This is a genomic window from Seonamhaeicola sp. ABD4_175, from assembly GCF_056160885.1.
Genome location: NZ_JBSWYC010000001.1, coordinates 1,294,622 through 1,319,733 on the forward strand (window position 1 = coordinate 1,294,622; position 25,112 = coordinate 1,319,733).

The 25,112-nt window shown below is 31.3% G+C and carries 20 protein-coding genes; 15 read left to right on the top strand and 5 right to left on the bottom strand.

From position 1 onward, the window contains the following. The first annotated feature begins 48 nt into the window (after positions 1–48). On the top strand, positions 49–732 hold the full coding sequence (locus tag ACXAG4_RS05235; protein ID WP_475295016.1) for a hypothetical protein: 684 nt from the start codon (positions 49–51) through the stop codon (positions 730–732). A 1-nt stretch (position 733) separates the two neighbouring features. Here the strand turns inward: ACXAG4_RS05235 and ACXAG4_RS05240 are convergent, their stop codons facing one another. Both ACXAG4_RS05240 and gltX read right to left on the bottom strand, forming a co-directional pair. Then, positions 734–1,681 carry an SGNH/GDSL hydrolase family protein gene (locus tag ACXAG4_RS05240; RefSeq protein ID WP_475295017.1) on the bottom strand — a complete coding sequence of 316 codons (948 nt, stop codon included), beginning with the start codon at positions 1,679–1,681 and terminating at the stop codon, positions 734–736. 15 nt (positions 1,682–1,696) lie between these two features. After that, positions 1,697–3,214, bottom strand: a complete 1,518-nt coding sequence (gltX, locus tag ACXAG4_RS05245; protein ID WP_475295018.1) for a glutamate--tRNA ligase — start codon at positions 3,212–3,214, stop codon at positions 1,697–1,699. Positions 3,215–3,296: 82 nt separating this feature from the next. On the opposite strand from gltX, the gene ACXAG4_RS05250 reads away from it, so the two are divergent. From ACXAG4_RS05250 to ACXAG4_RS05310, 13 genes are all read left to right on the top strand, one after another. Further along, positions 3,297–6,665 (top strand): hypothetical protein, encoded by a 3,369-nt coding sequence (locus ACXAG4_RS05250; protein WP_475295019.1) that lies wholly within the window; start codon positions 3,297–3,299, stop codon positions 6,663–6,665. Next, the gene (gene ybeY / locus ACXAG4_RS05255; RefSeq protein ID WP_475295020.1) at positions 6,658–7,083 is read left to right on the top strand and encodes an rRNA maturation RNase YbeY; all 426 of its coding nucleotides are present in this window, start codon (positions 6,658–6,660) and stop codon (positions 7,081–7,083) included. Before ACXAG4_RS05250 ends, ybeY begins: the two co-directional genes overlap by 8 nt. Before the next feature lie 92 nt (positions 7,084–7,175). Then, positions 7,176–9,047, top strand: a complete 1,872-nt coding sequence (gene mnmG / locus ACXAG4_RS05260) for a tRNA uridine-5-carboxymethylaminomethyl(34) synthesis enzyme MnmG (RefSeq protein ID WP_475295021.1) — start codon at positions 7,176–7,178, stop codon at positions 9,045–9,047. Positions 9,048–9,341: 294 nt separating this feature from the next. Next, positions 9,342–9,512 (top strand): hypothetical protein, encoded by a 171-nt coding sequence (locus tag ACXAG4_RS05265; protein ID WP_475295022.1) that lies wholly within the window; start codon positions 9,342–9,344, stop codon positions 9,510–9,512. Between the two features lie 81 nt (positions 9,513–9,593). Then, the gene (locus ACXAG4_RS05270; protein ID WP_475295023.1) at positions 9,594–10,454 is read left to right on the top strand and encodes a class I SAM-dependent methyltransferase; all 861 of its coding nucleotides are present in this window, start codon (positions 9,594–9,596) and stop codon (positions 10,452–10,454) included. Between the two features lie 227 nt (positions 10,455–10,681). Continuing rightward, the gene (locus ACXAG4_RS05275) at positions 10,682–11,194 is read left to right on the top strand and encodes an OmpH/Skp family outer membrane protein (RefSeq protein ID WP_475295024.1); all 513 of its coding nucleotides are present in this window, start codon (positions 10,682–10,684) and stop codon (positions 11,192–11,194) included. A 167-nt stretch (positions 11,195–11,361) separates the two neighbouring features. Next, the gene (locus ACXAG4_RS05280; protein WP_475295025.1) at positions 11,362–13,734 is read left to right on the top strand and encodes a TonB-dependent receptor; all 2,373 of its coding nucleotides are present in this window, start codon (positions 11,362–11,364) and stop codon (positions 13,732–13,734) included. Positions 13,735–13,737: 3 nt separating this feature from the next. Next, entirely contained in the window at positions 13,738–14,583 is an 846-nt protein-coding gene (locus ACXAG4_RS05285) for a DUF4249 domain-containing protein (protein WP_475295026.1), read from the top strand. Between the two features lie 270 nt (positions 14,584–14,853). Beyond that, positions 14,854–15,507: a head GIN domain-containing protein gene (locus ACXAG4_RS05290; protein ID WP_475295027.1), complete on the top strand. Its 654-nt coding sequence runs from the start codon at positions 14,854–14,856 to the stop codon at positions 15,505–15,507. 107 nt (positions 15,508–15,614) lie between these two features. Then, complete coding sequence (locus ACXAG4_RS05295; RefSeq protein ID WP_475295028.1) at positions 15,615–16,160, top strand: RNA polymerase sigma factor; 546 nt, start codon at positions 15,615–15,617, stop codon at positions 16,158–16,160. Continuing rightward, positions 16,157–16,705 carry a hypothetical protein gene (locus tag ACXAG4_RS05300; RefSeq protein ID WP_475295029.1) on the top strand — a complete coding sequence of 183 codons (549 nt, stop codon included), beginning with the start codon at positions 16,157–16,159 and terminating at the stop codon, positions 16,703–16,705. Before ACXAG4_RS05295 ends, ACXAG4_RS05300 begins: the two co-directional genes overlap by 4 nt. Continuing rightward, positions 16,686–17,771: a hypothetical protein gene (locus ACXAG4_RS05305; protein ID WP_475295030.1), complete on the top strand. Its 1,086-nt coding sequence runs from the start codon at positions 16,686–16,688 to the stop codon at positions 17,769–17,771. Before ACXAG4_RS05300 ends, ACXAG4_RS05305 begins: the two co-directional genes overlap by 20 nt. A gap of 15 nt (positions 17,772–17,786) precedes the next feature. Beyond that, on the top strand, positions 17,787–18,461 hold the full coding sequence (locus ACXAG4_RS05310) for a hypothetical protein (protein ID WP_475295031.1): 675 nt from the start codon (positions 17,787–17,789) through the stop codon (positions 18,459–18,461). Between the two features lie 23 nt (positions 18,462–18,484). Here the strand turns inward: ACXAG4_RS05310 and ACXAG4_RS05315 are convergent, their stop codons facing one another. Together ACXAG4_RS05315 and ACXAG4_RS05320 are read right to left on the bottom strand one after the other, a co-directional pair. Next, positions 18,485–19,768, bottom strand: a complete 1,284-nt coding sequence (locus ACXAG4_RS05315) for a glycoside hydrolase family 117 protein (RefSeq protein ID WP_475295032.1) — start codon at positions 19,766–19,768, stop codon at positions 18,485–18,487. Beyond that, positions 19,765–21,549: an arylsulfatase gene (locus ACXAG4_RS05320; RefSeq protein WP_475295033.1), complete on the bottom strand. Its 1,785-nt coding sequence runs from the start codon at positions 21,547–21,549 to the stop codon at positions 19,765–19,767. The genes ACXAG4_RS05315 and ACXAG4_RS05320 overlap by 4 nt, the downstream gene beginning before the upstream one ends. Before the next feature lie 163 nt (positions 21,550–21,712). Between ACXAG4_RS05320 and ACXAG4_RS05325 the strand changes: the two genes are divergently transcribed. After that, complete coding sequence (locus tag ACXAG4_RS05325) at positions 21,713–23,335, top strand: tetratricopeptide repeat protein (RefSeq protein WP_475295034.1); 1,623 nt, start codon at positions 21,713–21,715, stop codon at positions 23,333–23,335. A 177-nt stretch (positions 23,336–23,512) separates the two neighbouring features. Here the strand turns inward: ACXAG4_RS05325 and ACXAG4_RS05330 are convergent, their stop codons facing one another. Continuing rightward, positions 23,513–25,087: a RagB/SusD family nutrient uptake outer membrane protein gene (locus ACXAG4_RS05330; protein WP_475295035.1), complete on the bottom strand. Its 1,575-nt coding sequence runs from the start codon at positions 25,085–25,087 to the stop codon at positions 23,513–23,515. Positions 25,088–25,112: the final 25 nt, after the last annotated feature.

A 25,112-nucleotide genomic window follows, 5' to 3' on the forward strand; every position in this document is an offset into this window, starting at 1 on the left:
TAATGTGTTACTAATTTAGGTTATATTTACACTTTAACCCAAAAGCTGATGAAAAAAATACAACTTTATTTATTAGTAGCTATTTTACTAACTTTTGTTACAGAAAGTTTTGCTCAACGTGGAAATTATAGAATAACTAATGGTTTTTCAATTTCTGGTGGTTATAGCCAGTTTGATATTACTACTAATAATTTTGAAACTAAAGCAGGTAATGGTTTTGCTGCGGGCTTTTTAGCCACAGTAGATATACCTAACCAATGGTATAATGTTAGTTTTGGTTTACAATTTTCTGAAAATACCTTAGGCGTTTTGGCAAGACCAAACATTGTATCTACAACCAACACGTTTATTGATTATAAGCTTATGAAAGTACAGGCTGTTTTATTAGCTAATATTAAAGTTGTTGAAAATATTTTTTCTATTGATGTTGGCCCAATGATACAATACAATAATAGTTTAGAGTTGAAAGATAATTCACAAAAAAATTATTATATAAACAATTATACAAGCTTAACTGCAGATGCTATAACTAATATTTCTAAATTTAACTTTAATGGCGTTGTTGGAGCATCGGTTGGAATTAAAAATTTCAAACTTCGCGGACAATATATCTATGGCTTTACTAATATTTTGAAGAACCTTGAAAATGAAAATTTAAATACTTTGGGTGGTAATGCTCGTTTTAAAGGTAACCAAAATATGCTAGTTTTAGGTGCTACAATTTCATTTTAAACTAATTGGTTTTTAAAATTTCTGAAATTTTCATGTCTAAATCGTTTACGTGCTTTTTAGTTGGTGCAATATTGTTGAGTTTAACAGTGTCCTTTTTAATATAGCCTACGTATTTTAACCACCCGTTTGAACGAATAGCCCTTCTTGTTTTTACCAGTTTAAAAAGTGTATTATTTTGTAGTTTATTAAGTTCTATTGTGGCACTGTTAATTGAAATTTCAGGATACAAATCATTTAAAATCTTTTTAGCCATATAGAAATGACCAACTTTATTTGGGTGAATACCATCTGGAATAAATGTAGAATCTGGGTAGCTTTCTTTCAATAATTTAAGTTTAGTATTCATGTAACTATGCAAGTTTATTACTTGTACATCTTCAATGTTTGTTAACCAATTTGCATAAGTTTCAAGTACATTATTATAGTTTGCAAAAGGTTGAATGTATGAATAACTATCACGGTTTTCAGCAACATTTTTTCTACTTGCATCAAAGGGCGTTGGCGTAACTAAAATTAGTTTTGCACCAGTTGCTTCAATTTTGGTTTTTAGTTTTAAAATACCGTTTTTGTAATTATTAAAACGGGTACTATCTAATTCTGAATAAATACCATCATTCATACCATAACAAGCTAAAACTACATCTGGCTTTGTTTGTTGTAATGCGTTATCTAATCTGTTATGAATGCATGGTCTTGGAAAAGCATGAGCAGCCTCAGAATCACCCGAGGCTGTTTCACTAGATAAGCCAATGCTTATAATATTAAGCGTATCATTAGGGTAGTTTTTTCTTAAGTAAAATTCTAAAAAATCTACATAACCACCGTGCTGTGTTATACTATTACCAAGTATTAAAACTTTTTTATTGTGAAGCGGTAAATTATTTTTTTTGGTGCTGTTACTACATGAAATAGAAAGTAGTAGTGTGGTTAAAAATAAAAAATGCTTCATAATAGTTTTAAAAATTTAAATTGATTTTATAGCAGTATTAATGCGAGAAATGGTTTCATTTTTACCAATTAAATAAATAATATCAAAAACATCGGGACCTTGTAAAGCACCAACTAAAGCAAGCCTAAGCGGCATCATTACTTTACCAAAGCCTATGTCGTTACTGGTAATCCAACCCTTTACTATGTTTTGTATGTTTTCGGCAGTAAAATCTTCGGTGTTACTTATATGTTCAGCAACGGTTTCTAAAATTTCTTTTGTATCATCTTTAAATGCTTTTTTTGATGCTTTTTCATCATAACTCTCAGGAGCTTTAAAAAAGAAATGACTTAAATCCCAAAGGTCACTTACAAAGGTTGCACGTTCTTTAACTAGTGCTACTACCATTTCAATATAATTAACATCAATATTTGTATTAATAGCAGTATCAACTATAGGTTTAAATTGTTCTGCAATAACCGCATTGTTTTGTTGTTGCATGTAGTGGTGGTTAAACCATTTTATTTTATCAGGATCAAACCTAGCGCCAGCTTTATTAACACGATTCAAATCAAAAGCATCAATAAGTTGTTCAAGGTTAAAAATTTCTTGTTCAGTTCCAGGATTCCATCCTAAAAATGCTAAAAAGTTTACAACGGCTTCAGCAAAATAACCATCTTCTTTGTAACCTCTAGAAATATCATTTGTTTTTGGGTCTTTCCATTCTAAAGGAAACACAGGAAAACCTAATTTATCGCCATCGCGCTTGCTTAATTTACCTTTTCCGGTAGGTTTTAAAATTAAAGGCAAATGTGCAAATTCTGGTGCTTCCCAACCTAAAGCTTTATACAATTGGTAGTGTAAAGCTAAACTTGGCAACCACTCTTCACCACGAATAACGTGCGATATTTGCATTAAATGATCATCAACAATGTTTGCTAAATGATAGGTTGGCATACCGTCACTTTTAAAAAGTACTTTATCATCTAAAATATTTGTATCTATTTTAATATCGCCTCTAATAATATCTTTTAAATGAAGTGTTTCATCTTGTGGCGATTTAAAACGAATTACATAATCAATACCAGCTTCAATTTTAGCGTTTACCTCTTCAGTAGAAAGCGCTAATGAATTGCTCAATTTTAAGCGGTTATGCCAATTATAAATAAATGTTTTTCCTTTTGCCTCGTGGTCTTTTCTATGAAAATCTAGTTCTTCAGCAGTATCAAAAGCGTAATAAGCATTGCCGTTGGCAATAAGTTTTTCAGCATATTGCTTGTATAAATTTTTGCGTTCACTTTGCCTGTATGGTCCAAAAGTTTCGTTTTTATCTGGACCTTCATCAAACGGAATGCCGCACCAATTTAAAGCGTTAATTATATATTGTTCTGCGCCTTCAACATAACGGTTTTGGTCTGTATCTTCAATACGTAAAATAAATTGGCCGCCATGTTTTTTAGCAAATAGGTAATTAAAAAGGGCGGTTCTTACGCCACCAATATGCAATGGTCCGGTTGGGCTTGGTGCAAAACGCACTCTTACGTTTTTGGTCATTTTAAAAGTTTAAATTTGCCACAAAGATACAATTAACACATAATTATAAACACTGTACTAAATAAAATTGTAGTTTAGTATTATGCATAACTTTAATACTATAAAAGCTAAGTTAGAAGCCTTTACAAAACGTTACTACGTAAATGAATTGTTAAAAGGTATTATTCTTTTTTTTGCTATAGGTTTTCTTTATTTCTTGTTCACTCTTTTTATAGAGCATTTGCTTTGGCTTAATACCACAGCAAGAACCATATTGTTTTGGGTTTTTGTTGCTGTAGAAATTTCACTTTTAATAAAGTTTATTATTATACCCTTAGCAAAATTATTTAAGCTAAAAAAGGGTATAAATTATGTAGAAGCTTCAAAAATTATTGGTAATCATTTTCCTGATGTTAATGATAAGTTGTTAAACATTCTTCAGTTAAAAAGTAATGAAAATGAAACAGAATTACTACTTGCTAGTATAGAGCAAAAAGCTTTGGAGCTAAAACCAATTCCTTTTAAATTGGCTGTAAATTTTAAAGACAATTTAAAATATTTAAAGTATGCGGCCATTCCAATTTTAATTTTATTAGTAACCTTTTTAACCGATAATTTAAATTGGTTTAATAAAAGTTATGAAAGGGTAGTGCATTATAAAACTGCTTTTGAAGAGCCTGCGCCTTTTAAATTTATTATTGGAAACCCAATACTTCAAACTGTAGAAAATAAAGACTATAACTTAATAGTAAAAACAGTTGGTGATTTTGTTCCTGAAAATGCAAAAATAACTTATAACAACGAGTCTTATTTTTTAAAGCAAACTAGCTTAAATACTTTTGAGTATGTTTTTACACAACCAAAACAAGCTATAAACTTTAATTTATCTGCCAATAAAGTAGTTTCTAAAACACATACTTTACATATCATAAATGCACCATTATTGTTAGATTTTAATATGCATTTAAAATATCCTAATTATACAAAGAAAATATCTGAAGTGTTAAATGGTACAGGTAATGCACTTGTTCCTGAAGGCACAAAAATTACATGGAAGTTAAATACTAAAGCAACAGATTATGTTAATTTCATAACTAATGATACCATAAAATTTTCAAAGAAGGATGACAGTTTTGAAAACACCAAAATTGTGCGTAATAATTTAAATTACAGTATTAGCACAAACAATAAAAATATTATTAATTATGAGAATTTAAATTTTAATATTGATGTTGTTAAAGACCAATTACCACAACTAAAAGTAGCTGTAAAAACAGATAGCACCAATACACAAACATTATATTTTAAAGGTGAAGCTAGCGATGATTACGGTTTTACCAAGTTGCAGTTAGTGTATTACCCCACAGATAATGAAAATGATAAAAAATTAATTAATATTCCAGTAAATCAGTCTAACCAAATAGCCTTTTTAAGTGCATTTCCTAATACAATTAATGTAAAAGAAGGTGTATCATATAGTTTATACTTTCAAGTATTTGATAATGACTATGTTAATGGTTTTAAACAAGTAAAAAGTACCATTTTTAGTTATAAAAAATTAACTAATGATGAAGAAACTAAAAAACAACTGCAACAGCAGAGTCAAACAATAAAACAGCTTAATAAATCACTACAGAAGTTTAATACACAAGAAAAAGCTTTAGATGATATTACTAAAACACAAAAGGAAAAAGCTAATTTAAGTTTTAATGAAAAGAAGAAATTAGCGGCTTTTTTGCAGCGTCAAAAACAGCAAGATGAAATGATGAAAAATTTCAACAAAAAGCTTAATGATAATCTAAATCAATTTCAAAAAGATAAACCTACTGATGATTTAAAGGAAGACTTAAAAAAGCGTTTAAATGATAATGAAGAGCAGTTAAAAAAAGACGAAAAATTATTAGAAGAACTAGAAAAGTTACAAGATAAAATTAGTCAAGAAGAATTAATTAAAAAACTTGATAATTTAAAAAAACAAAACAAAAATAAAAAACGAAGTTTACAACAACTTTTAGAGTTAACCAAACGATTTTATGTTGAAAAAAAATTAGAAGCTTTAAAGGAAAACTTATCTCAAATTGCAGAAGAACAAGAGCGGTTATCTAAAGATGATTCAGATAATAACTCAAAAGAAAATCAAGAGCAGCTAAATAAAGCTTTTGAAGATTTTACCAAGGCTTTAGATGCCCTTAAAAAAGAAAACAAAAATTTAAAAAAGCCTTTTGAAATTCCGCAAGATAAATTAAATGAAAATGAAATTAAAGAAGATCAAAAGCAAGCAACTGATGCTTTAAATAACGAAAAAAAGGAAGATAATAATGCTGAAAACAATAGTGAACAAAAGCCTAACTCATCTAAACAACAAGCACAGCAAAAACAAAAAAAGGCTTCAAAGAAAATGAAGCAAATGTTGTCACAAATGCAGAATAGTATTCAAGCTAATGCTGGTGAGCAAATGCAAGAAGATATGGAAATGCTAAGGCAGATTTTAGATAATTTAGTGCTTTTTTCTTTTGACCAAGAGGCACTAATGGATAAGTTTAAAAGCATTAACCAAGACCATAACAAATATGCTTCACACCTAAAAAGCCAATATAATTTAAAAGAACATTTTGAACATATTGATGATAGTTTGTTTGCTTTATCAATGCGTCAACCTAAACTTTCTGAACAGGTAAATAAAGAAATAACTGAAGTGTTTTTCAATATAGATAAGGCTATAAGTTTGTTTGCCGAAAATAATTTATACCAAGGTATTTCAAACCAACAATTCGCGATTACTGCTGCTAACATTTTAGCCGATTTTTTAAGTGATGTTTTAGATAACATGCAAGAAAATATGAATATGTCTGCGGGCCAAGGATCAGGTGATCAACAATTGCCAGACATAATTATGAGTCAAGAACAGCTTAATGAAATGATGAAAGATGCCATGAAAAAGTCCCAACAAAAAGGTGAATCTCATAATGATGAAAAAGGTGATGAACAAAAAGGAAATAAACCAGGGAACGAAGAGAATAAACCTCAAGGCAATAAAAATGGTGAAAATAACAATGAAGATTTAAATGGACAATTATTTGAAATTTACCAAAAGCAACAACAGCTACGTCAAGATTTAGATGAACAAATAAAAAAACAAGGTTTAAAAGGAAATGCTAAGTATCTTTTAAAACAAATGGAAGATGTTGAACTGGAATTACTAAATAAAGGTTTCTCAAATAATGTCCTCAATAAAATGCTTAATTTAAAACATCAATTGCTTAAATTAGAAAAAGCAACACACGAACAAGGAGAAGACCAAAAGCGAGAATCTAAAACCAACACTAATGGTTTTAATAACAATTCTAACACCCAAATAAATAAGGCAAAAGAATATTTTAATACTATTGAAATTTTAAACAAACAAGCAGTACCTTTGCAAAATATTTATAAGCAGAAAGTACAGCAATATTTCAATACAAGAAATGATTAATTTCAATTACGAAACAGATTTTAAAGTAAATAATGAAGAGGCTATTTCAAAATGGATTATCTCTGTTATATCAAATGAAGGATTCAAACTTGAAGAAGTTAATTATGTGTTCTGTGATGATGACTATTTACACAAGCTAAATGTAGAGTTTCTTAAGCATGATACATTAACAGATATTATTAGCTTTGATTATACTGTAGGCAAAATTATACAAGGCGATATATTTATTTCTGTTGAAAGAGTTGCGGATAATGCTAATGATTTTAATGTTTCTTTTGAAGATGAATTGTACAGGGTTATGGTACACGGTATACTTCATTATTGTGGTTACAAGGATAAAACCGAAACTGAGAAACAAGTAATGCGAGATAAAGAAAACCATTATATTTCTGTATTAAAGAAAAATGTAAAATCATGATTTTATATATGTTCCACGTGGAACATTAATTATCAAAATATCTATTTATTAATTCATATGTTCCACGTGGAACATTTTATATTTATTATGCTATGTTTAATGAAGTTTATGATGTAATTGTTGTTGGTGGCGGTCATGCTGGAAGTGAGGCAGCGGCAGCAGCAGCTAACATGGGAAGTAAAACCTTGTTGGTTTCAATGAATCTACAAAACATTGCACAAATGTCTTGTAATCCTGCAATGGGTGGTATAGCTAAAGGTCAAATTGTTCGAGAAATAGATGCGCTTGGTGGTTATAGTGGAATTGTTTCTGATACGTCTGCAATACAGTTCAAAATGCTTAATAAATCTAAAGGACCTGCAATGTGGAGTCCAAGAGTGCAGAGTGACAGAATGCGTTTTGCTGAAGATTGGAGAATGCTTTTAGAGCAAACCGATAATTTAGATTTCTACCAAGAAATGGTTTCTGGTTTGCTTATTGAAGGCGATAGTGTTGTTGGTGTAAAAACATCTTTAGGTGTAGAAATTAAATCTAAATCTGTGGTACTTACCAATGGTACTTTTCTAAATGGGCTAATACATATTGGAGATAAAAGTTTTGGTGGTGGTAGGGCAGGTGAAAAAGCTGCAACCGGTATTACTGAACAATTAGTTGATTTAGGTTTCGATTCTGGTAGAATGAAAACAGGAACACCACCAAGAGTTGATGGAAGAAGTTTAGATTTTTCTAAAATGATAGAACAACCAGGAGATGATAATCCAGAGAAATTTTCATATTTAGATATTACAAAGCCTTTGGTTAAACAGCGCTCTTGCCATATGTCCTATACAAGTCCTTTGGTTCATGATTTGCTTCGCGAAGGATTTGATAGGTCGCCAATGTTTAATGGCAGAATTAAAAGTTTAGGCCCGCGTTATTGTCCGTCTATTGAAGATAAAATAAATAGGTTTGCAGATAAAGATCGTCATCAATTATTTGTTGAACCTGAAGGTTGGAATACTGTTGAATATTACATAAACGGGTTTTCAACATCATTACCCGAAGATGTTCAGTTTAAAGCATTGCGTTCTGTTGCCGGTTTTGAAAACGTTAAATTTTTTCGTCCAGGTTATGCTATTGAATATGATTATTTTCCGCCTACACAATTAAAACATACCTTAGAAACTAAGTTGGTAAATGGTTTGTATTTTGCTGGTCAAATTAATGGTACAACAGGTTATGAAGAAGCTGCGTCTCAAGGATTAATGGCGGGTATAAATGCCAGTTTAAAAGTGCAAGAACGTGACGTTTTTACACTTAAACGAGATGAAGCTTATATAGGTGTTTTAATAGACGATTTAATTACAAAAGGTACTGAAGAACCGTATAGAATGTTTACATCGCGTGCTGAGTATAGAACATTGCTTAGACAAGATAATGCCGATTTAAGATTAACACCTAAAGGTTTTGAGTTGGGTATTGCTTCTGAAAAGCGTTTAAAGCGTATGGAAGAAAAACATGAATCTGCTAAACAATTTGTGTCTTTTTTTGAAACCACAAGTGTTCAACCAGATGAAATTAATCCAATTTTAGAATCTAAAAATTCCTCAGCTGTTAAACAATCTGGTAAGCTTTTTAAAATATTTGCGCGTCCAAATATTGAAATGGACGATATTAGAAAAGTAAATAGTGTTGAAACTTATATACAAAATAACAATTTAGATAGAGAGGTTATTGAGCAAACCGAAATACAGGTTAAATACGCAGGGTATATTGCAAAAGAAAAAAATAATGCCGATAAACTTAATAGGCTTGAGTATGTAAAAATTCCAGCAAATTTTGACTACTCTCAAATAAAATCAATGAGTTTTGAAGCTCGTGAAAAACTTAAAAAAATTCAACCTACAACCGTTTCCCAAGCATCACGAATAAGTGGAGTATCTCCAAACGATATTTCGGTGTTGTTAGTTTATATGGGAAGATAATGAGTTGTGTTGTTTTAAAGCAAAAATTATCATTTACGGTTTTAATGCAATTTTTGTTTCCCATATCTGTTGGGTTATTTGTTTTAACTTTTTTATACAGTTTATGGTTTTTACCGCTTTTCATAGCATTATTATTGTGGCTTTTTGGTAGTTATAATTATGTGTTTTATAGTAACGGTGCGCATAAAATTCAAATTAAATCATTTGGTTTTGTGTTAATAACACGCAGCAAGGTTTTTTTAAAACCAGATTATATTTCGTTGTTTCAACAATCATTTCAACAAACATTGGGTTTTGGTTTTTTTAGAATTTGGTAAGGCTAGATTTAAAAGTTATACAATTAAACTTTTTAATGGCAATACAAATAAAATTATTTATAAAACAACACGTAAAGAAGAAGTGTTGAAACTAGGAAAAAAGCTTTCTGAAGTATTGCATGTAGAATTATACAATGCTTTAAAATAATTTTGTTCCACGTGGAACAAAATTATTTTCTTATAAATAAATATATTTTTTAATAGAAAACTATTAAACACAAAATTAAAAGTGGCAAGTAAAAAAGCGTATATAAAAGTTAAAGATTATTCTGTTTCAGGAGAAATATTTGAATTAATAGAAAATTCTGAATATGGTTTTTTAGAAACTCACCCAAAACCTTCTGAAGAAAAATTACCAGCATATTATAAAAGCGAAGATTATATTTCGCATACAGATACAAAACGTAATCTTTTTGAGAAAGTATACCATTTAGTTAGACGTTTTACTTTAAACAAAAAGCTAAAACTTATTAATGCTTTTGTTGCTAAAAGCCCAGAGGAAAAAAGTTTGTTAGATATTGGTTGTGGTACAGGTGATTTTCTTTTAACCGCTAAAAATAATAATTGGTTAGTTTCTGGTATTGAACCAAACAATGAGGCTAGGGGCATTGCAAATAAAAAAACAAACAACTCAGTTTTTAACACAGAAAAGCTTTCAGAATTTAAATCACAGAGTTTTGATGTTATAACACTTTGGCATGTTTTAGAACATTTGCCAAATTTAGAAGAACACGTTAAAATTTTAAAAAAATTACTAAAACCACACGGAACATTAATAATTGCTGTACCAAACTATAAAAGTTATGATGCACAACATTACAAAGAATTTTGGGCGGCTTATGATGTTCCTAGGCATCTTTGGCATTTTAATAAAAATTCTTTATCTAAATTATTTTCAAAAACTTCCTTGAAAATTAAAAAAATTAAACCAATGTGGTTTGATGCTTTTTATGTAAGTCTTTTGTCTGAAAAATATAAAACCGGTAAAATGAATTTTATTAAAGCTTTTTACAATGGTTTTGTCTCAAACATGAAAGCGATAGCTTCAAAAGAAGCATCATCACTAATTTATGTGATAAAAAATAGTTAATTCTTATTTAAATACGGTTTTTGAGCTCTTTTTTAATTTAAACAAGTATTTGGGTTGGTGTTTTTTTAAAGTAGCTTAAAACGCTTTATTTGCAGTCTTTTTTAATAAGTATTAGTTATTTATATTTATAATTTCAATAATTTTTACTTATACAATGAAATTGAAGTTAATTTTCATTTCTATATCCTTTTCTTTTTTACATTTGCTTCAAAATAATTAAAATTAAAATGAAGCAAATATTTTACGTTTTATTAGCGGCTTTTGTTTTTACATCATGCCAGCAACAAAAAATTGGATACATTGATAACGGAACTGTTATTAACGATTATCAAGCTAAAAAAGATATTGAAGCAAAATTTCAAACTAAAGAAAAAGCCTTCGCTCAAAAATATGATAGTATTGACAAAGCGTTTCAATTGGAAGTTCAAAAGTTTCAATTAGCAGCAAATAAAATGTCGCAATCTAAAGCGCAAGAACGTTACCAAGAATTAGGTCAGCAAAAACAAATTAACGATCAGCAAAAACAGGCTGAAGCGCAACAGTTAACACAAGCTTTCCAAAATGAAATTGATACTTTAATTGTTGAAGTAAAAGATTTTGTAAAAGACTACGGAAAGAAAAACGGCTACAACTTTATTTTAGGTACCAGTGATGGTGCTTCATCAGTACTTTACGGTAAAGAAGAAACCGATTTAACTAAAACAGTTTTAGAAGCTTTAAATGCTGCATATAAAAAATAAATAAAACACTGTTAATCAGTTTATTAACCCTGAGAAATTACTTTTCAGGGTTTTTTTATGCCATAAAATGAATGTTTCTAAATAAAATAATGTAGTAAATGCAACCTTTAATAATTTAGGTTGTCTATTAATAGCGTCAATCAATCACAAATTAAAAAACGAACAGAATGAAACAATCACTTTTAGGCTTTTGCCTATTATTTTCATTGGTATTAGCCGCCCAAAATTTTACGGTTAGGGGCAAGGTTAAAGATGCCAAAAACGGAGAAACCCTTATGGGAGCCACCGTATTTTTAAAAGGAACAACCAATGGTGCAATTACCAATAATTATGGTTTTTATTCGCTTACTGCCGTAAAAGGTAATTACATCTTGGTTGTGTCTTACATGGGCTATAAAGAAATTACCAAAAGCATTAACTTAAATGAGAATTTAGAATTTAATTTTGAATTACAAGAACTTTCAGAATCGCTAGATGAAGTTGTAATTACTGCCGATGAACCTGAGCGCATCAGTATTAAAAAGCCGCAAATGAGCGTATCTAAACTCAAAGCCTCTACCATTAAACAAATGCCAGCAGTTTTAGGCGAAGTTGATGTTATAAAATCCATCCAAATGCTACCAGGTGTTACTAATAATGGCGAAGGAAGCCCAGGTTTTAACGTACGTGGTGGCGCGGTAGATCAAAATTTAGTGTTGTTAGATGAAGCTATTATTTACAATACCTCGCACTTTTTTGGCTTTTTCTCAGTATTTAATAATGATGCTATTAAAGATATTAAGCTGTATAAAGGCGATATACCAGCCAATTTTGGCGGCAGGGTATCATCTGTACTAGATGTACACCAAAAAGACGGTAATAGCAAGCAATTTGCCTTAACAGGCGGTATTGGTTTAATTTCAAGTAGGCTAACTGCAGAGGCTCCACTTTTTTCAAATAAAGGGTCTTTTTTAATTGCGGGCCGTAGTTCATACGCACACTTATTTATGAAAGGTATGGAAGAGTTTAAAGACGATAAAATTTCGTTTTACGATTTAAACCTAAAAACCAATTATAGCATTAATAAAAACAACAAAATTTACCTATCGGGTTATTTTGGGCGTGATGTTTTTGATATTAATAACATTATTAAAAATAATTACGGAAATGCCTCTGGAAACCTACGTTGGAACCATATTTTCAATGATAAACTATTCTCAAATTTATCACTTATTTACAGTAAATATGATTACCAAATTGTGCTCGATTTTGTAGAATTAGATTGGGTTGCAGATATAGTAAACTATAACCTTAAATACGATTTTAAATATTATTTAAACAATAATGTAAAACTAGATTTTGGGTTAAGTAGTATTTATTATAACTTAAATCCGGGTGAGGTTAAACCAACATCGGCATCATCTCCAGTAAACCCTTTAAAACTTGATGAAAAACGTGCTTTAGAAAGCGGTGCTTATATAAGCGCTGAACATAAAATTTCTGATAAGTTAACAGCTCAGTACGGACTTAGGTTAAGTAGATTTAGCCGTTTGGGTGGCCAACCCATGACAAATTATTCAAACAATTTACCAGTAGTTTACAATAGTCAGTTTGATATTTATGAAGCGGGTGAAGCTATTGATGAAACAGATTTTAAGAAAACCGAAAGCATTAAAACATACAACAACTTAGAGCCAAGGTTAGGGCTTTCGTATCAATTAAATCAGGCATCATCTATAAAAGCAAGTTACACAAGGTCTGCACAATATTTGCACTTGTTATCTAACACCACATCGGTAACACCAGTTGATGTTTGGACACCCAGTGGAAAATTTATAAAACCACAACTGTCTAACCAATATGCTTTAGGGTATTACAAAAATTTTAATAATCAAAAATATACTTTAGAGCTTGAAACCTATTTTAAAACCACAGATAATAGAATAGATTACATTGATGGTTCAAGTTTAATAGGAAACAATAACATAGAAACTGAAATTTTAAATGGCGAAGCCAGAGCCTACGGCTTAGAATTTTTATTAAGAAAAAACACGGGCAAATTAACAGGTTGGTTGGCCTATACTTTATCAAAATCTGAGCAACGTACTTTAGGCGGAAAAGCCGGTGGCCCAGGTATTAATGAAGGTGAATGGTACAACACACCTTATGATAGAACACACGATGTGTCTGTTACAGGTATTTATAAGCTTAATGATAGATGGAGTTTTAGTGCAAACGCTGTGTTTCAAACAGGAAGACCAGTTACTTACCCCAATGCACAGTACGAATACGAAGGTTTGTCTATAGCTAGTTTTGGTAACAGAAATGAAAGCAGATTACCAGCTTACCACAGGCTAGACGTTTCGGCAACATACAAGTCCAAGAAAAATTTAAATAGAAAACTTCAAGGCGAATGGGTTTTTGGTATTTACAACGTGTACAACCGCAGAAATGCTGCATCAATTTCATTCCTTCAAAATCAAGATACCGGTGTAAATGAAGCTAATAGGCTATCAATTTTCGGCATCATTCCTTCAATTTCTTATAACTTCAAATTTTAAATCATGTATAAGTATATAAAATCAGCTATAATTCTAGTATGCATCATATTAACTTCTTGTGAAGATGTTATTGATGTAACCGTACCAACATCGGACCCAAAACTGGTTATTGAGGCGTCTTTAGATTGGCAAAAAGGCACCACAGGCAGTAACCAAACAATAAAATTAAGCACATCTACACCGTATTTTGAAAATACAAGAAACAGTGCAGTAACTAATGCAGTGGTAACTGTAACCAATGTAAATAGTGGTCAGGTTTATAATTTTATAAATGAAAACAACGGTAATTATTCCATAGATAATTTTCAACCAATTATTGGAGACACTTATAGTTTAGAAGTAATATATAATAATGAAACATATACAGCCACAGAAACTATGATATCTGTTTCACCAATAAAAAGGGTAGAGCAGTCTTTAGAAGGTGGTTTTGATGATGAAGTACTTGATGTTTCAATATTTTGGGATGACCCAGAAGACGAAGAAAACTACTATCTTTTAGTGTTTTATGAACAAGGTGATGTGGTAGCTACTTTTGAAGATTTTCCAGATGAATTTGTTAATGGTAATGAATTAGATGAATTTTTTGAAAAAGAACGTGATGATGATGATGAGTTTGAAGAATTTAACCCAGGTGATGTGGTAGAAATTAGCTTATATGGCGTATCAAAACAGTTTGATTACTATGCAAGTTTACTAATTGAACAGTATGATAGTGCCGGCGATCCGTTTAGTACAATTCCAGGAAAACTAAAGGGTAATTGCATAAACACAACAAACCCTAAAAATACACCGTTTGGGTATTTCAGACTATCAGAATTTGATACGGTAACATATACGTTTCAATAAATTAAGATTAGTTGGGTAGTTAAAAATTAAGATACACTGGTTAATAGTTTTTATTAAGAGCTTTTTGATACGCACTGGTTGGTTGAAAACCAGTGTATCGTTTACCCTTAATACACCAATGTTATAAGAAACAAATATCCTTTAGAAGGAGGAAAAGATCTAAGAGTCTACATTTCTCAAATTAAGATTCTTCGCTATGCTCAGAATGACATCAGGTCTTTGCAACTTCAACATAATCAAACTAAATCATCAATCAAAAACATCACAATCATGAAAACAATTCACTTTTTTTATTTACTAAGTGCTTTCGCATTAGTCCTTTCATCTTGTTCCATAGACACTATTAAAGCATCTTCAGATATCATTTCAGAAGAAAGAATAGTGGCAACGTTTAATGCAATAAAAGTTTCAAATGATGTTGAAGTAGTTGTTAAAAAAGGAGATAACCATCAAGTTGAAGTTACCACTAGCCATAACCTTCAGGAACATTTAACCACCACCGTAAAGAATGATGTTTTGTATATAAATTTGAATAAGTCGGTAAGAAAACTTAGAGAATTACGGGTAGATGTCACTATACCCGAAATTACAAAAGTTACTTTATCATCAGATGCATTTGGAAACATTTCAGGTTTCGAAAACATGGATGCTTTTAGTGCAACTGTATCTAGTGATGCTAATTTATTACTTTCAGGATCTTCTAATAATTTGAATATAAAGGCAAGTAGTGATGCTAGAGTAGAGGCTTTTAATTTTAAAGCCCAAAATTGCAACGTTGCCTGTTCATCAGATGCCAGTGTGTCAATTACCTGTTTAAATACCTTAAATGGCTCTGTAAGTAGCGATGCATCGGTATATTATAAAGGTACTCCAACATTAAATGTACAAACTAATAGTGATGGCGTATTAATTAATGCCAATTAAAATTAATTTTTCTATCTCGTGCAACCCTTTTAATTTTAGCTTGTCTATATAAAAAAACCAAAACTTGAATAACCCTCGATAATCGAGCTAGCCATTACAACTTTACAGTGAGTAACGCCATAGTATTTACACATAAAGATCTCATTGAACGCAGTAAACAAGGAGATACTAAAACACAATATAAGCTATACGCATTGTATGTAGATGCTATGTTTAATGTGTGTATGCGTATGGTAAAGGTTAGAGAAGATGCAGAAGATGTGCTTCAAGAAAGTTTTATTGAAGCCTTTAAAAAACTAGAAAGTTTTAGGTATGAAAGTACGTTTGGTTCATGGTTAAAACGTATAGTAATTAACAGAAGTATTAACCATTTAAAGGTAAAAAAATTGCCGTTAATTACTATTGAAGACAATGATTACTGGATTCAAAGTAATACTGAAGAAAACAACCAAAATATAGATTTAGATATTAATAAAATTAAGCGTGGTATTGAGTCTTTACCACAAGGCTATCAAACCATAATTAATTTATATTTAATTGAAGGCTATGATCATGTTGAAATTGGTGAAATATTGGGCATTAACGTATCCACATCAAAATCACAGTATCACAGAGCAAAAAAGAAATTAACAGAAATTATGCAGGACATATGAGAGATGAATTTGAAAAATACGTTAAACATCACAAACCTAAATTTGATGTTCACAGTATAGATGAGAGCGATAAATTAAGGCTTTGGAGCAACATTATTTCTGAAGTTGAAAAACCAGCACCTAAAGTTATTCCGCTCTGGAAAAAACCAGTATTTAGGGTTGCTGCCTGTATTGTGCTTTTAATAGGCTGCACCTTGTTTTTTATGAAACCTTCAAACTCTAATAATAACAATAGTTTTGCCAACCAAGAATTAACCGATATTGATAATCATTATAAACTTTTAGTAAACAATCAAATAGAACTCATTAAAAATAACAGTTACCTCTCTGAAAATGATAGAAATAACTTTTTAACGCTTATTGATGATTTAGATGAAGAGTACAACACACTAAAAAAAGAACTTAAACTAGGCATAAATAACCAAAAAATTATTGAAGCTATTATTAATAATTACAGAAAGAAAATTAAACTCATGGAAGATTTGTTAAACAGATCATATCCACACATAAATAATACCCAAGACAATGAAGCAATTACGTTATAAAAATATAATTAATGCCCTTTTGGTGTTAACAACATGCGTGGTTTTTGGGCAAAATAAAGTAAGCAAAGAAATTAAAAAAACAACCGCATTAACTAACAATGGGCAACTTTATATTGAAAATAAATATGGCGATGTTTTTATAGATGGTTGGAACAAACAAACTATTGAAATTACTGTTGAAATTGAAACCAAAGGTAGAAACCTAGATAAAGCCAAAGAATTACTTAAGCGTATTAACCCAGAAATTGAAACCTCAGGAAATGTAGTAATGGTAAAATCACATATTTCTGAACGCGAATTGGGTTTTTTCAACAAATACATAAAAAAAGTAGATGTTTTTAATGCCGAAAAAACAAACACCAACATTAATTATAAAATTTATATGCCAAAACACGCCGAAATTGAAGTTTTTAATAAATACGGCGATGTTGTAATTACCAATTGGAACGGAACATTAAAAGCCGATGTTGAACATGGCGATTTAAGAATTACCGATGCTATTGAAAATGCAAACATTGCTATAAAATACGGTAAATTAAAAACCAGTAGCATTGGCAATGCAACAGTAAATTCAAAAGACGCCACAGTTTCAATTGCAAACGTAAACAACTTAAAATTAAACTCTAATGGGTCTCAAATACTTTTAGATAGTGTTAATATTTTAGAATTGAATTCAGATAAAGATACTGTTGAAATACAAGAACTAAACACCATTTTTGGCAATGTAAAATATGCCACAGTATCATTAAACAAATTAATTACTAAAGCCAATTTAGAGCTTCATTTAGCTGAGCTTAGAGTGCTTAAATGTACTGAAAACCCTGTAATTGTTTTAAACCAAAATACCTCCGAAGTTTACATAAACATAGCACAAACAAACTTTCATTTTAATGCTAAATTAGAACAAGGAGTTTTAAGAATTCCTAAAACAATGACCAACATAACAAGCAAAGTTTTAGATGAAAAAAATAAAATAAGACATGTTAAAGCAAGCTATAAAAATGCCCAACAAGGCACTATAGATATAGCTGGTTATAAAGGCATTGTTATTTTAAAAGAACTTTAAAAAATCAATCAAAAAATGAACAGAATAATTACGTTTTTAGTTTTAATTATAGCTATTTCGCCGGCTTTTTCTCAAAAGAAATCTCAAAAAAATTATATTGAGTTTGATGATAGGAAAAATGTGGTGCACGGTGTGTATCTTGGTTTCAACCTGCATTATGGGCAAATTGACAATAGAGATACCGCTTTTGGTAATATTAAATTAGCCTATGTTGCTAACCGAAAAATAGAGGTTGGTTTTGGTGGTACCATTTTTTTTAATGAACAAGACAATGACAGACCAGATTTATTTAACGGTGATAAAATTGCCATGGTTGGCGCCTATGGTGGTTTACATTTAGAGCCTATTTTATTTGGCCGAAGGTTTATTAGTGTATCTTTTCCTGTGCTAGTTGGTGGTGGAGCTGTTGGTTATTTTGGAAATAATTTTTCTGAAGATTATGATGGCGTAGATGAAACCTTTAAAGATGAGGATTTTGATGCCTTTTTTATTGTAGAACCTGGTATTAATATTTTATATAATTTTTCAAGATACACGCAGTTAGAAACAGGTTTTAGATACCGTTTTACTAGTGATTATGAACAACCACTTTACAAAAAAGGAAACATTAATGGCTTCTCAATTGGCGTTGGTTTAAAAATTGGAATTTTTAATATGGGTAGAAAGAAAAAAATAAAGGATAATTTCTAGTTTGAAATTATCCTTTTATTGTTTTAATCTTGGAATGTTAAAGCTTCATTTTGTTTAGCAATGCGTTCTTTTTGTTCTTTGCTCAACGCTTGACGATAATAAACATCAGGCTTGTGTTTAACACGGTGTTCTTTCATTTCAGGATCGTGCACATCTCTACTTAAATCACAGTCAAAACGCACTAATTTAGAACAGAACTTGTTCCAATTCCCTGTTGCGTTTATAAAATGAGCTGTTCCCCAAGTGATGCCACGACCATCTTTAGTGTTAGTAAATGCATCTGGAACATAAGGTGCTGCGGCGTAAGGCATTAACTCCGTAATAGAAGCAATTTCAAAGTTTACCCAATCCTTTGCATATTGGATGGTATTATGCTCTGGTCCGTCTTTATAAACCAAAGCTGCTACGCCTTCTTTAAATGGAAATAAGGAGGTTTCATGCCCTGAGGTAATCAATGGGTTTAACGGATGCTTTTTAAACGGTCCAAGAGGGTTGTCTGCAATTGCTAAACCCTGCATTCTAACCAAATCTGGTCTTTCACCAAAATCTGATTTGTAATAAATATAAACTTTACCATTATGAACAAGTGGATAGGGGTCATGAATAGAATATTGGTCCCATTCACCTTCGGCACCATTTGGAATTACAATTTTGTTATAAGGTGTCCAAGGCCCTTCAGGAGAATCTGCACAAGATACAGCAACAGGACAATCGTCACCACGTTTTCCGCTAGCTTCCATAAAGCCTTGATAGTATAAATAGAATTTACCTTCCCACTCTAAAATATCGGTTGTTGTAACCGAACGCCAACCTACTGCTGGTTTTTCTGGACGTTTTATAGCAACGCCTTGTTCTTCCCAATTAAAACCGTCTGTTGAGGTAGCGTACCAAATATCTGCTAAATCCCAATCTGATGATGGAATGGTATCGTTACTTTTTGCAGCACCTTGTGGCGGTGTAGGTGTATTTCTATAAGTGTACCAAATATAATATTTTCCGTTGTGGAGTAACACTTTTGAAGGGTCTCTTCGTGATATCGTACCGTCATAATCATTATAATCGAAACCTTTCATTTCTGTGTATTTAAACTGACTAAAAAGCTCGTTGTTTTGAGGTTGTGGTGTAGCATAATCGGTATAAATACGCTCCATTGCGGCACTCATTTGGCGGTTTGGTTTTTCATCTGGAAGTACAAAAGGAAACCCTCCTTGGTTTTCAGGTTGCTCAGTCGTCTTTGTTTCTTCTGCGCTTTGTTGACACGCAACTAGAATTAATGCGCTTATGATTAATAAAATTTTTTGTTTCATCTTTTATTACTAATTGGAGTTATGTATGTGTAATAAACACCATACTTCTTGTTACCTTCTATAAAATCATTCACTAATAGAGTTTTTCCTTTAGGAAGATTTACAGTAAATACTACTGCTTCATCTTCAGTTTTAATTTCTTTTTCGTGAATTTGATTTGCAATACTTATGCGCACTTTTTGTGGCTTTATAGTTTCATAGGTGTAGAAGTTTTTTGGATTGTTCTCAGGTATGCCCCAAATAGTTCCAGGGCATTCTTTAGGCCAACGTCTACATTCAATTTTATACGCGCCTTCTTTATCAATTTCAAGGGCATGTGTATTGTTTAAGCTTTTTTTACCTGCAGCTACATGTTCTGCCTTCCAAATACCTGCGCTTTCTCCAATGGCATGTTGTATGGTTAGTGTAATTTCTTTTTGAGTTTTGTTTCCAACAATGCTCACAGGAAACTCAGAATATTCTGGGTTGGTTTTTGATACTTTTAAGAATTGAGCATTTTCTTCTAACATGGCTTTTACAACTTCAGGATATTTAGCAGACAAATCGTTTTCTTGCATACGGTCTTTTTCAATATTGTAAAGTTTTTTACCATCAATTAAGCGCCAGTCATCTTTAATAATGCAGGTTTTATCAACATCGGTTGGTGGGCGCCAATCTTGACGATTGTGAACAAAAATGCTTCTCTCTTCGAGCGTTTTCTTCTTTTTTGTTAGTAATTCAGAAAAGTCAATACCATCTAACTTTTTTTCCTTCGGAATAGCAATATTGCAAAGTGAAGCTAAAGTTGGAATAAGATCTACATGGGCCGTTTCAGCATGAATATCTTTTCCTCCAGAAATTTTACCATCTTTCCATCGAATAAAAAATGGCACTCGGTGACTGCCTTCTTGTTTACCTCCTTTTCTGCCTCTAAAACCATGGTTATAACCTAATTTGCCATTGGCGCTGTATCCATAATGAGTACCGTTATCGGTCATAAAAATTAAGATAGTGTTGTCGGCTAGTTTCGATTTTTTAAGGAATTTTTCCAGTTTTCCGAAATTTTCATCAATATTGGTAATCATACCGTAGAATTCGGCATTCATAATTTCCGTTCCCACTAAAGGTTTATATGGGTTGGCATATTTTTCTTCCACGTAATGTGGTCCATGTGGTGCATTAGTGGGTAGATATATAAAGAATGGTTTATCCTTATTGTTTTGTATGAATTTAATAGTTTCTTCAAACCAAACGTCTGTGCAATACCCTTTGAATTGTTGAGGTTTGTTATTAACGTAATATACATCATCAAAATACGTGTTTCCCCAGTGGTCTGAAAGTTCTCCAACACCACCCGCTTTATGATGAATAGCAACATCAAAGCCAGAGTCTGTTGGCCTCACAGGGTAGTTATCGCCTAAATGCCATTTACCAAATAAACCCGTTACATAACCATTGGCTTTAAAGATATCGGCCATTGTTGTGGCATTACCGGATAGAGCATCTCTTCCTTTGTAAGTTGCCCATGCGCCATTATTTATGGGGTATCTACCGGTCATTATTGCTCCACGCGTGGGTGTGCAAACGGAGCTTACATGAAAATCGGTCATTCTAACCGAACCTTTGTAGAACTTGTCTAAATTTGGAGTTTGAATCCATGGATTCCCATGGCATCCAATATCACCTATACCTTGGTCATCAGTTAAAATTAATATTACATTAGGCCTATCTTGTTTTTGAGCTATTACTGAATAAATAAAAAGAAATGAAAATGAAAAAATTAATAACAATTTTTGAAGCATTGTAGTTTAGTTTGGTGTACTCAAAAATATATAAAGAGTTTGTCTACTTCTAATAATAAAACTATATAAAAGTTATATAGTATCTATTTTTTGTTTCTATTTTATCTTAAATAATAGTATTTTAAATATTTTAGCAATCCACCACTAAAAACTAATTAATTCATTGAAAAACAGGATTTTATTTACATTATCAGTACTAAGTGTTGTTGGTTTATCTGCAAATAATATAAATGAATATGTTATACCAGATTCCACATTATATTATACAAATCAAATTAAAAAAGCTGTTTGGCAGCATAAAACGTTTCCTTATAAATCCTATCAAGTTTTAAAGAAAAGCCAATCATATTTTGAGACTAAGCATGATACTACTATGGTAATTAAGTGCCTCATGCACATGTCTGAAATGCGTATGATTAGAGGAAAATATAGTATGGCTTTTGATTATGCTTGGGAAGGGTTGTATTTAGCAGATAAAGCTCAAAAAAAGGAATTGCGCGCAGAAGCGCATATTAAATTAGCACGATTGTATGATATGTTTAGTATGAATGATGAGGTGTTTGCGCATGTAAAAGAAGCTTTAAAGATTGCAAAAGAACTTTACTTTCAGGATAATGAAAAAGTAGGCCCTTTAATTTCAAGCTATATGAATTTAGCAGTAAAGGAGCGAAAGTCAGGAAACTTTAAAGTGGCTTTAAAGTATTTAGACTCTTGTCTTGTAAATGAAAAGGTGATTGAACGCAAACAAGTTGAAATGCCTTTTATGGATGCAGAACGAGGCTATATTTTAGTAAAGTTAAACAATTACAAAGCTGCTAATAAGTACTTACATTCTGCAAACAAGCATACACATGACAAGCCTGTAGATTATAAAACCAATATAGCAATGTATTTAGGTGAATTAAAAGTAGCTTTAAACCAAACAGACAGTGCCTTTTTTTACTTTAAAAGAGGTTTAAATTACATTAATAAAAAAAGTTATAGAGTAGATTTAAAACCTGAAATTTTATATAAACTTTCTGAAATTTATTATAAAAAAAACAAAAATATAAAAGCTTATAATTATTTAGAACAATCGCATAAAGCTGCAGATAGCATGCTGCAACTTAGAAATAAAACTAACGGCGAATTATTTGAAATTAAAGACAGCTACCTAGAATCTATCTATAAAAAAAATGAACAATTAGCACAGCAAGAGTTAATTATAGCAAAAAATAAACAAGAAAAATTCAGGTTAAAAATAATTATAGGACTCTCTATTTTACTCATTATCATATTATCTATTATTTACAAAATGCGTTTAAAACTTAAAAAAACGTTATTAGAAAAAAAACAAACCGAAATGGAAGCAACCCTTAAAGTAGAACAAAGTAAAGCTAAAATTGAGGGCAAAAGTAAAGAATTAACATCTTACGCACTACAGTTAATTGATAAAGAAAAAGATATTGAAGAGTTGCTTAATGTTTTAAAGAAGGAATCTCCGCAATCACATAAAGCATTAAGTTATAAATACACCAAAGGCTCAAAAGATTTATGGGACACTTTTAATTTACGTTTTACTGAAGTTAATTCGCAATTTTACGAAAAACTCAAAGCAAAACACCCAGATTTAAGTGTAACAGAGCGTAAACATTGTGCGCTAATTAAGCTTAATTTTGGCACAAAAGAAATGGCCAGAATTTTAAATATTGAACCACATAGCGTGCATATTTCTAGATCTAGAATTAGGAAAAAAATAGGTTTAGAGCGCTCTGATAAATTAGAAAATTATATTTCTGGGTTTTGATATATAAAAAAATACCTGCTCTAATATTAGAGCAGGTATTAAAACTAACTATTAAAGTACGACTGAACTAATGTACTTTCTTTTAAAAATTTATTTCTAAGTATTTTAAACACACAACTTAAACTATAATTTTAAAAAATAGAATGAGTTTATTAAATACTCTTTTTGTGTTTATTTTTAGTATCCAGGATTTTGTTCCATTAAAGGATTTAAATCAAGTTCTCTTTGAGGAATAGGCCAACGTATTTCATGGTCTTCAAAATCATCTTGTGGATTCCCAGGGTTAACGCCTCTTTGATCTACAAAAATGGCATTTTTGTAAAACTCAATACCTCTTCTTGTTAAGTCTGTTCTTCTCCATCCTTCCCACCCTAATTCAAGGGCTCTTTCATGTAGTATTTCAGCATCATTTTCTTCGTGCGAACCTAAAACCATATCAGGTAATGCGTCTGGAGTTCTTCTAGCTCTAGCTCTAATAGCGTTTACTGTCATGTCTAAATCTGCTTGCGTTAATTCACCTAAATTGTTAAGAACTTCTGCGTACAATAATAAAACATCTGCATAACGTATATAAGGAAAATCAAATGGTGTATCACTAGTGTAAGCATTAGGGCTTTCGGCATGCCATTTCCAAGGCCTCCAAGAAAGCGGATTACCTAATTGACCGGGAGTAGTTTCTTGTGTAAAAGCTTCTTCAGGTGTTGCTCTATTAGATCTGTGTCTTGCTACATTATTTTTAAAACGCCAATCACCGTCTTGGTCATAAGTGTTAATAAAAATTAGATTAAAAAAACTAGAAGGAAACCCTCCGCCTAAATCACGAGGTCCTAAAGGCCCAAATGCACTGCCAACAGCGCCGCCATTTGCTAATCCAGGACCTTCAAAACTTATAGCAAAAACCATTTCTGTAGACTGCTCATTGTCTAACTGAAAAATCTCATGATAATCAGGAAATAATTCGTAAACCCCACTATCAATAACCTCTTTTAACACGTCTCTAGCATCTGTTAATCTAGCAGTTTCATTTAGAGGGAAACCAGACATTTGTAAATATACTTTCCCTAATAATGCTTGGGCAGCTCCTTTAGTTGCTCTTCCTCCTCCTTGACTTTCTCCAAGAATAGATATTGCATATTGTAAATCTTCAACAATAAAATCATACACTTCTTGTGGTGATGATGGAGCGATTGCTAAATTATTTAAATCTGCTGTTTCATTTTTCTTCAAAGGAATATTTTCCCATGCCACTACTAGTCCAAAATATAGCATTGAACGTAAAAATCTTGCTTCTGCTACAAATGTGTTTTTAACGTTATTATCAATTTGATCTTCGGTCATGGCACCAATACGGTCTACGGCACTATTGACTCTGTTAACAGATCTATACATGTCTTTCCATAATGCTTCAATCTGTGGATTAGATGGTGTTACTTGGTGCAAATAGATGAATCTTCTTCCGTCCCAACGAGGAGATACCGATAAATCATTTGCCAAAATACCCCATAGTTGTGCAAAACCTTGTGAGTTTTCTAAAAGATCATTTCGCCCACCAAAAGACATTACATTTTGTATGGCATCATAGGCACCAAATAAATAAATTTCTGCGCCTTTTTCATCAGTAAGTAAGGCATCAGGATCTAAAAATCCATTTGGGTTTTCTTCTAAGAAGGAATTGTTGTTTGTTTCACAAGATGAGATTGTGATAACAAAAAGGAACAGTCCTATTGTTCTTAATAATTTATAAGCTTTCATATTTAATTTCTTTATTATCTTTTCT

Bases quoted from the DNA above. Each gene is read 5' to 3' on its own strand.
- mnmG (WP_475295021.1), top strand. From the start codon at position 7,176: ATGTTTAATGAAGTTTATGATGTAATTGTTGTTGGTGGCGGTCATGCT.
- ACXAG4_RS05280 (WP_475295025.1), top strand. From the start codon at position 11,362: ATGAAACAATCACTTTTAGGCTTTTGCCTATTATTTTCATTGGTATTA.
- ACXAG4_RS05235 (WP_475295016.1), top strand. From the start codon at position 49: ATGAAAAAAATACAACTTTATTTATTAGTAGCTATTTTACTAACTTTT.
- ACXAG4_RS05300 (WP_475295029.1), top strand. From the start codon at position 16,157: ATGAGAGATGAATTTGAAAAATACGTTAAACATCACAAACCTAAATTT.
- ACXAG4_RS05320 (WP_475295033.1), bottom strand. From the start codon at position 21,549: ATGCTTCAAAAATTGTTATTAATTTTTTCATTTTCATTTCTTTTTATT.
- gltX (WP_475295018.1), bottom strand. From the start codon at position 3,214: ATGACCAAAAACGTAAGAGTGCGTTTTGCACCAAGCCCAACCGGACCA.
- ACXAG4_RS05330 (WP_475295035.1), bottom strand. From the start codon at position 25,087: ATGAAAGCTTATAAATTATTAAGAACAATAGGACTGTTCCTTTTTGTT.
- ACXAG4_RS05290 (WP_475295027.1), top strand. From the start codon at position 14,854: ATGAAAACAATTCACTTTTTTTATTTACTAAGTGCTTTCGCATTAGTC.
- ACXAG4_RS05310 (WP_475295031.1), top strand. From the start codon at position 17,787: ATGAACAGAATAATTACGTTTTTAGTTTTAATTATAGCTATTTCGCCG.
- ybeY (WP_475295020.1), top strand. From the start codon at position 6,658: ATGATTAATTTCAATTACGAAACAGATTTTAAAGTAAATAATGAAGAG.
- ACXAG4_RS05240 (WP_475295017.1), bottom strand. From the start codon at position 1,681: ATGAAGCATTTTTTATTTTTAACCACACTACTACTTTCTATTTCATGT.
- ACXAG4_RS05315 (WP_475295032.1), bottom strand. From the start codon at position 19,768: ATGAAACAAAAAATTTTATTAATCATAAGCGCATTAATTCTAGTTGCG.
- ACXAG4_RS05285 (WP_475295026.1), top strand. From the start codon at position 13,738: ATGTATAAGTATATAAAATCAGCTATAATTCTAGTATGCATCATATTA.
- ACXAG4_RS05275 (WP_475295024.1), top strand. From the start codon at position 10,682: ATGAAGCAAATATTTTACGTTTTATTAGCGGCTTTTGTTTTTACATCA.
- ACXAG4_RS05250 (WP_475295019.1), top strand. From the start codon at position 3,297: ATGCATAACTTTAATACTATAAAAGCTAAGTTAGAAGCCTTTACAAAA.
- ACXAG4_RS05305 (WP_475295030.1), top strand. From the start codon at position 16,686: ATGAAGCAATTACGTTATAAAAATATAATTAATGCCCTTTTGGTGTTA.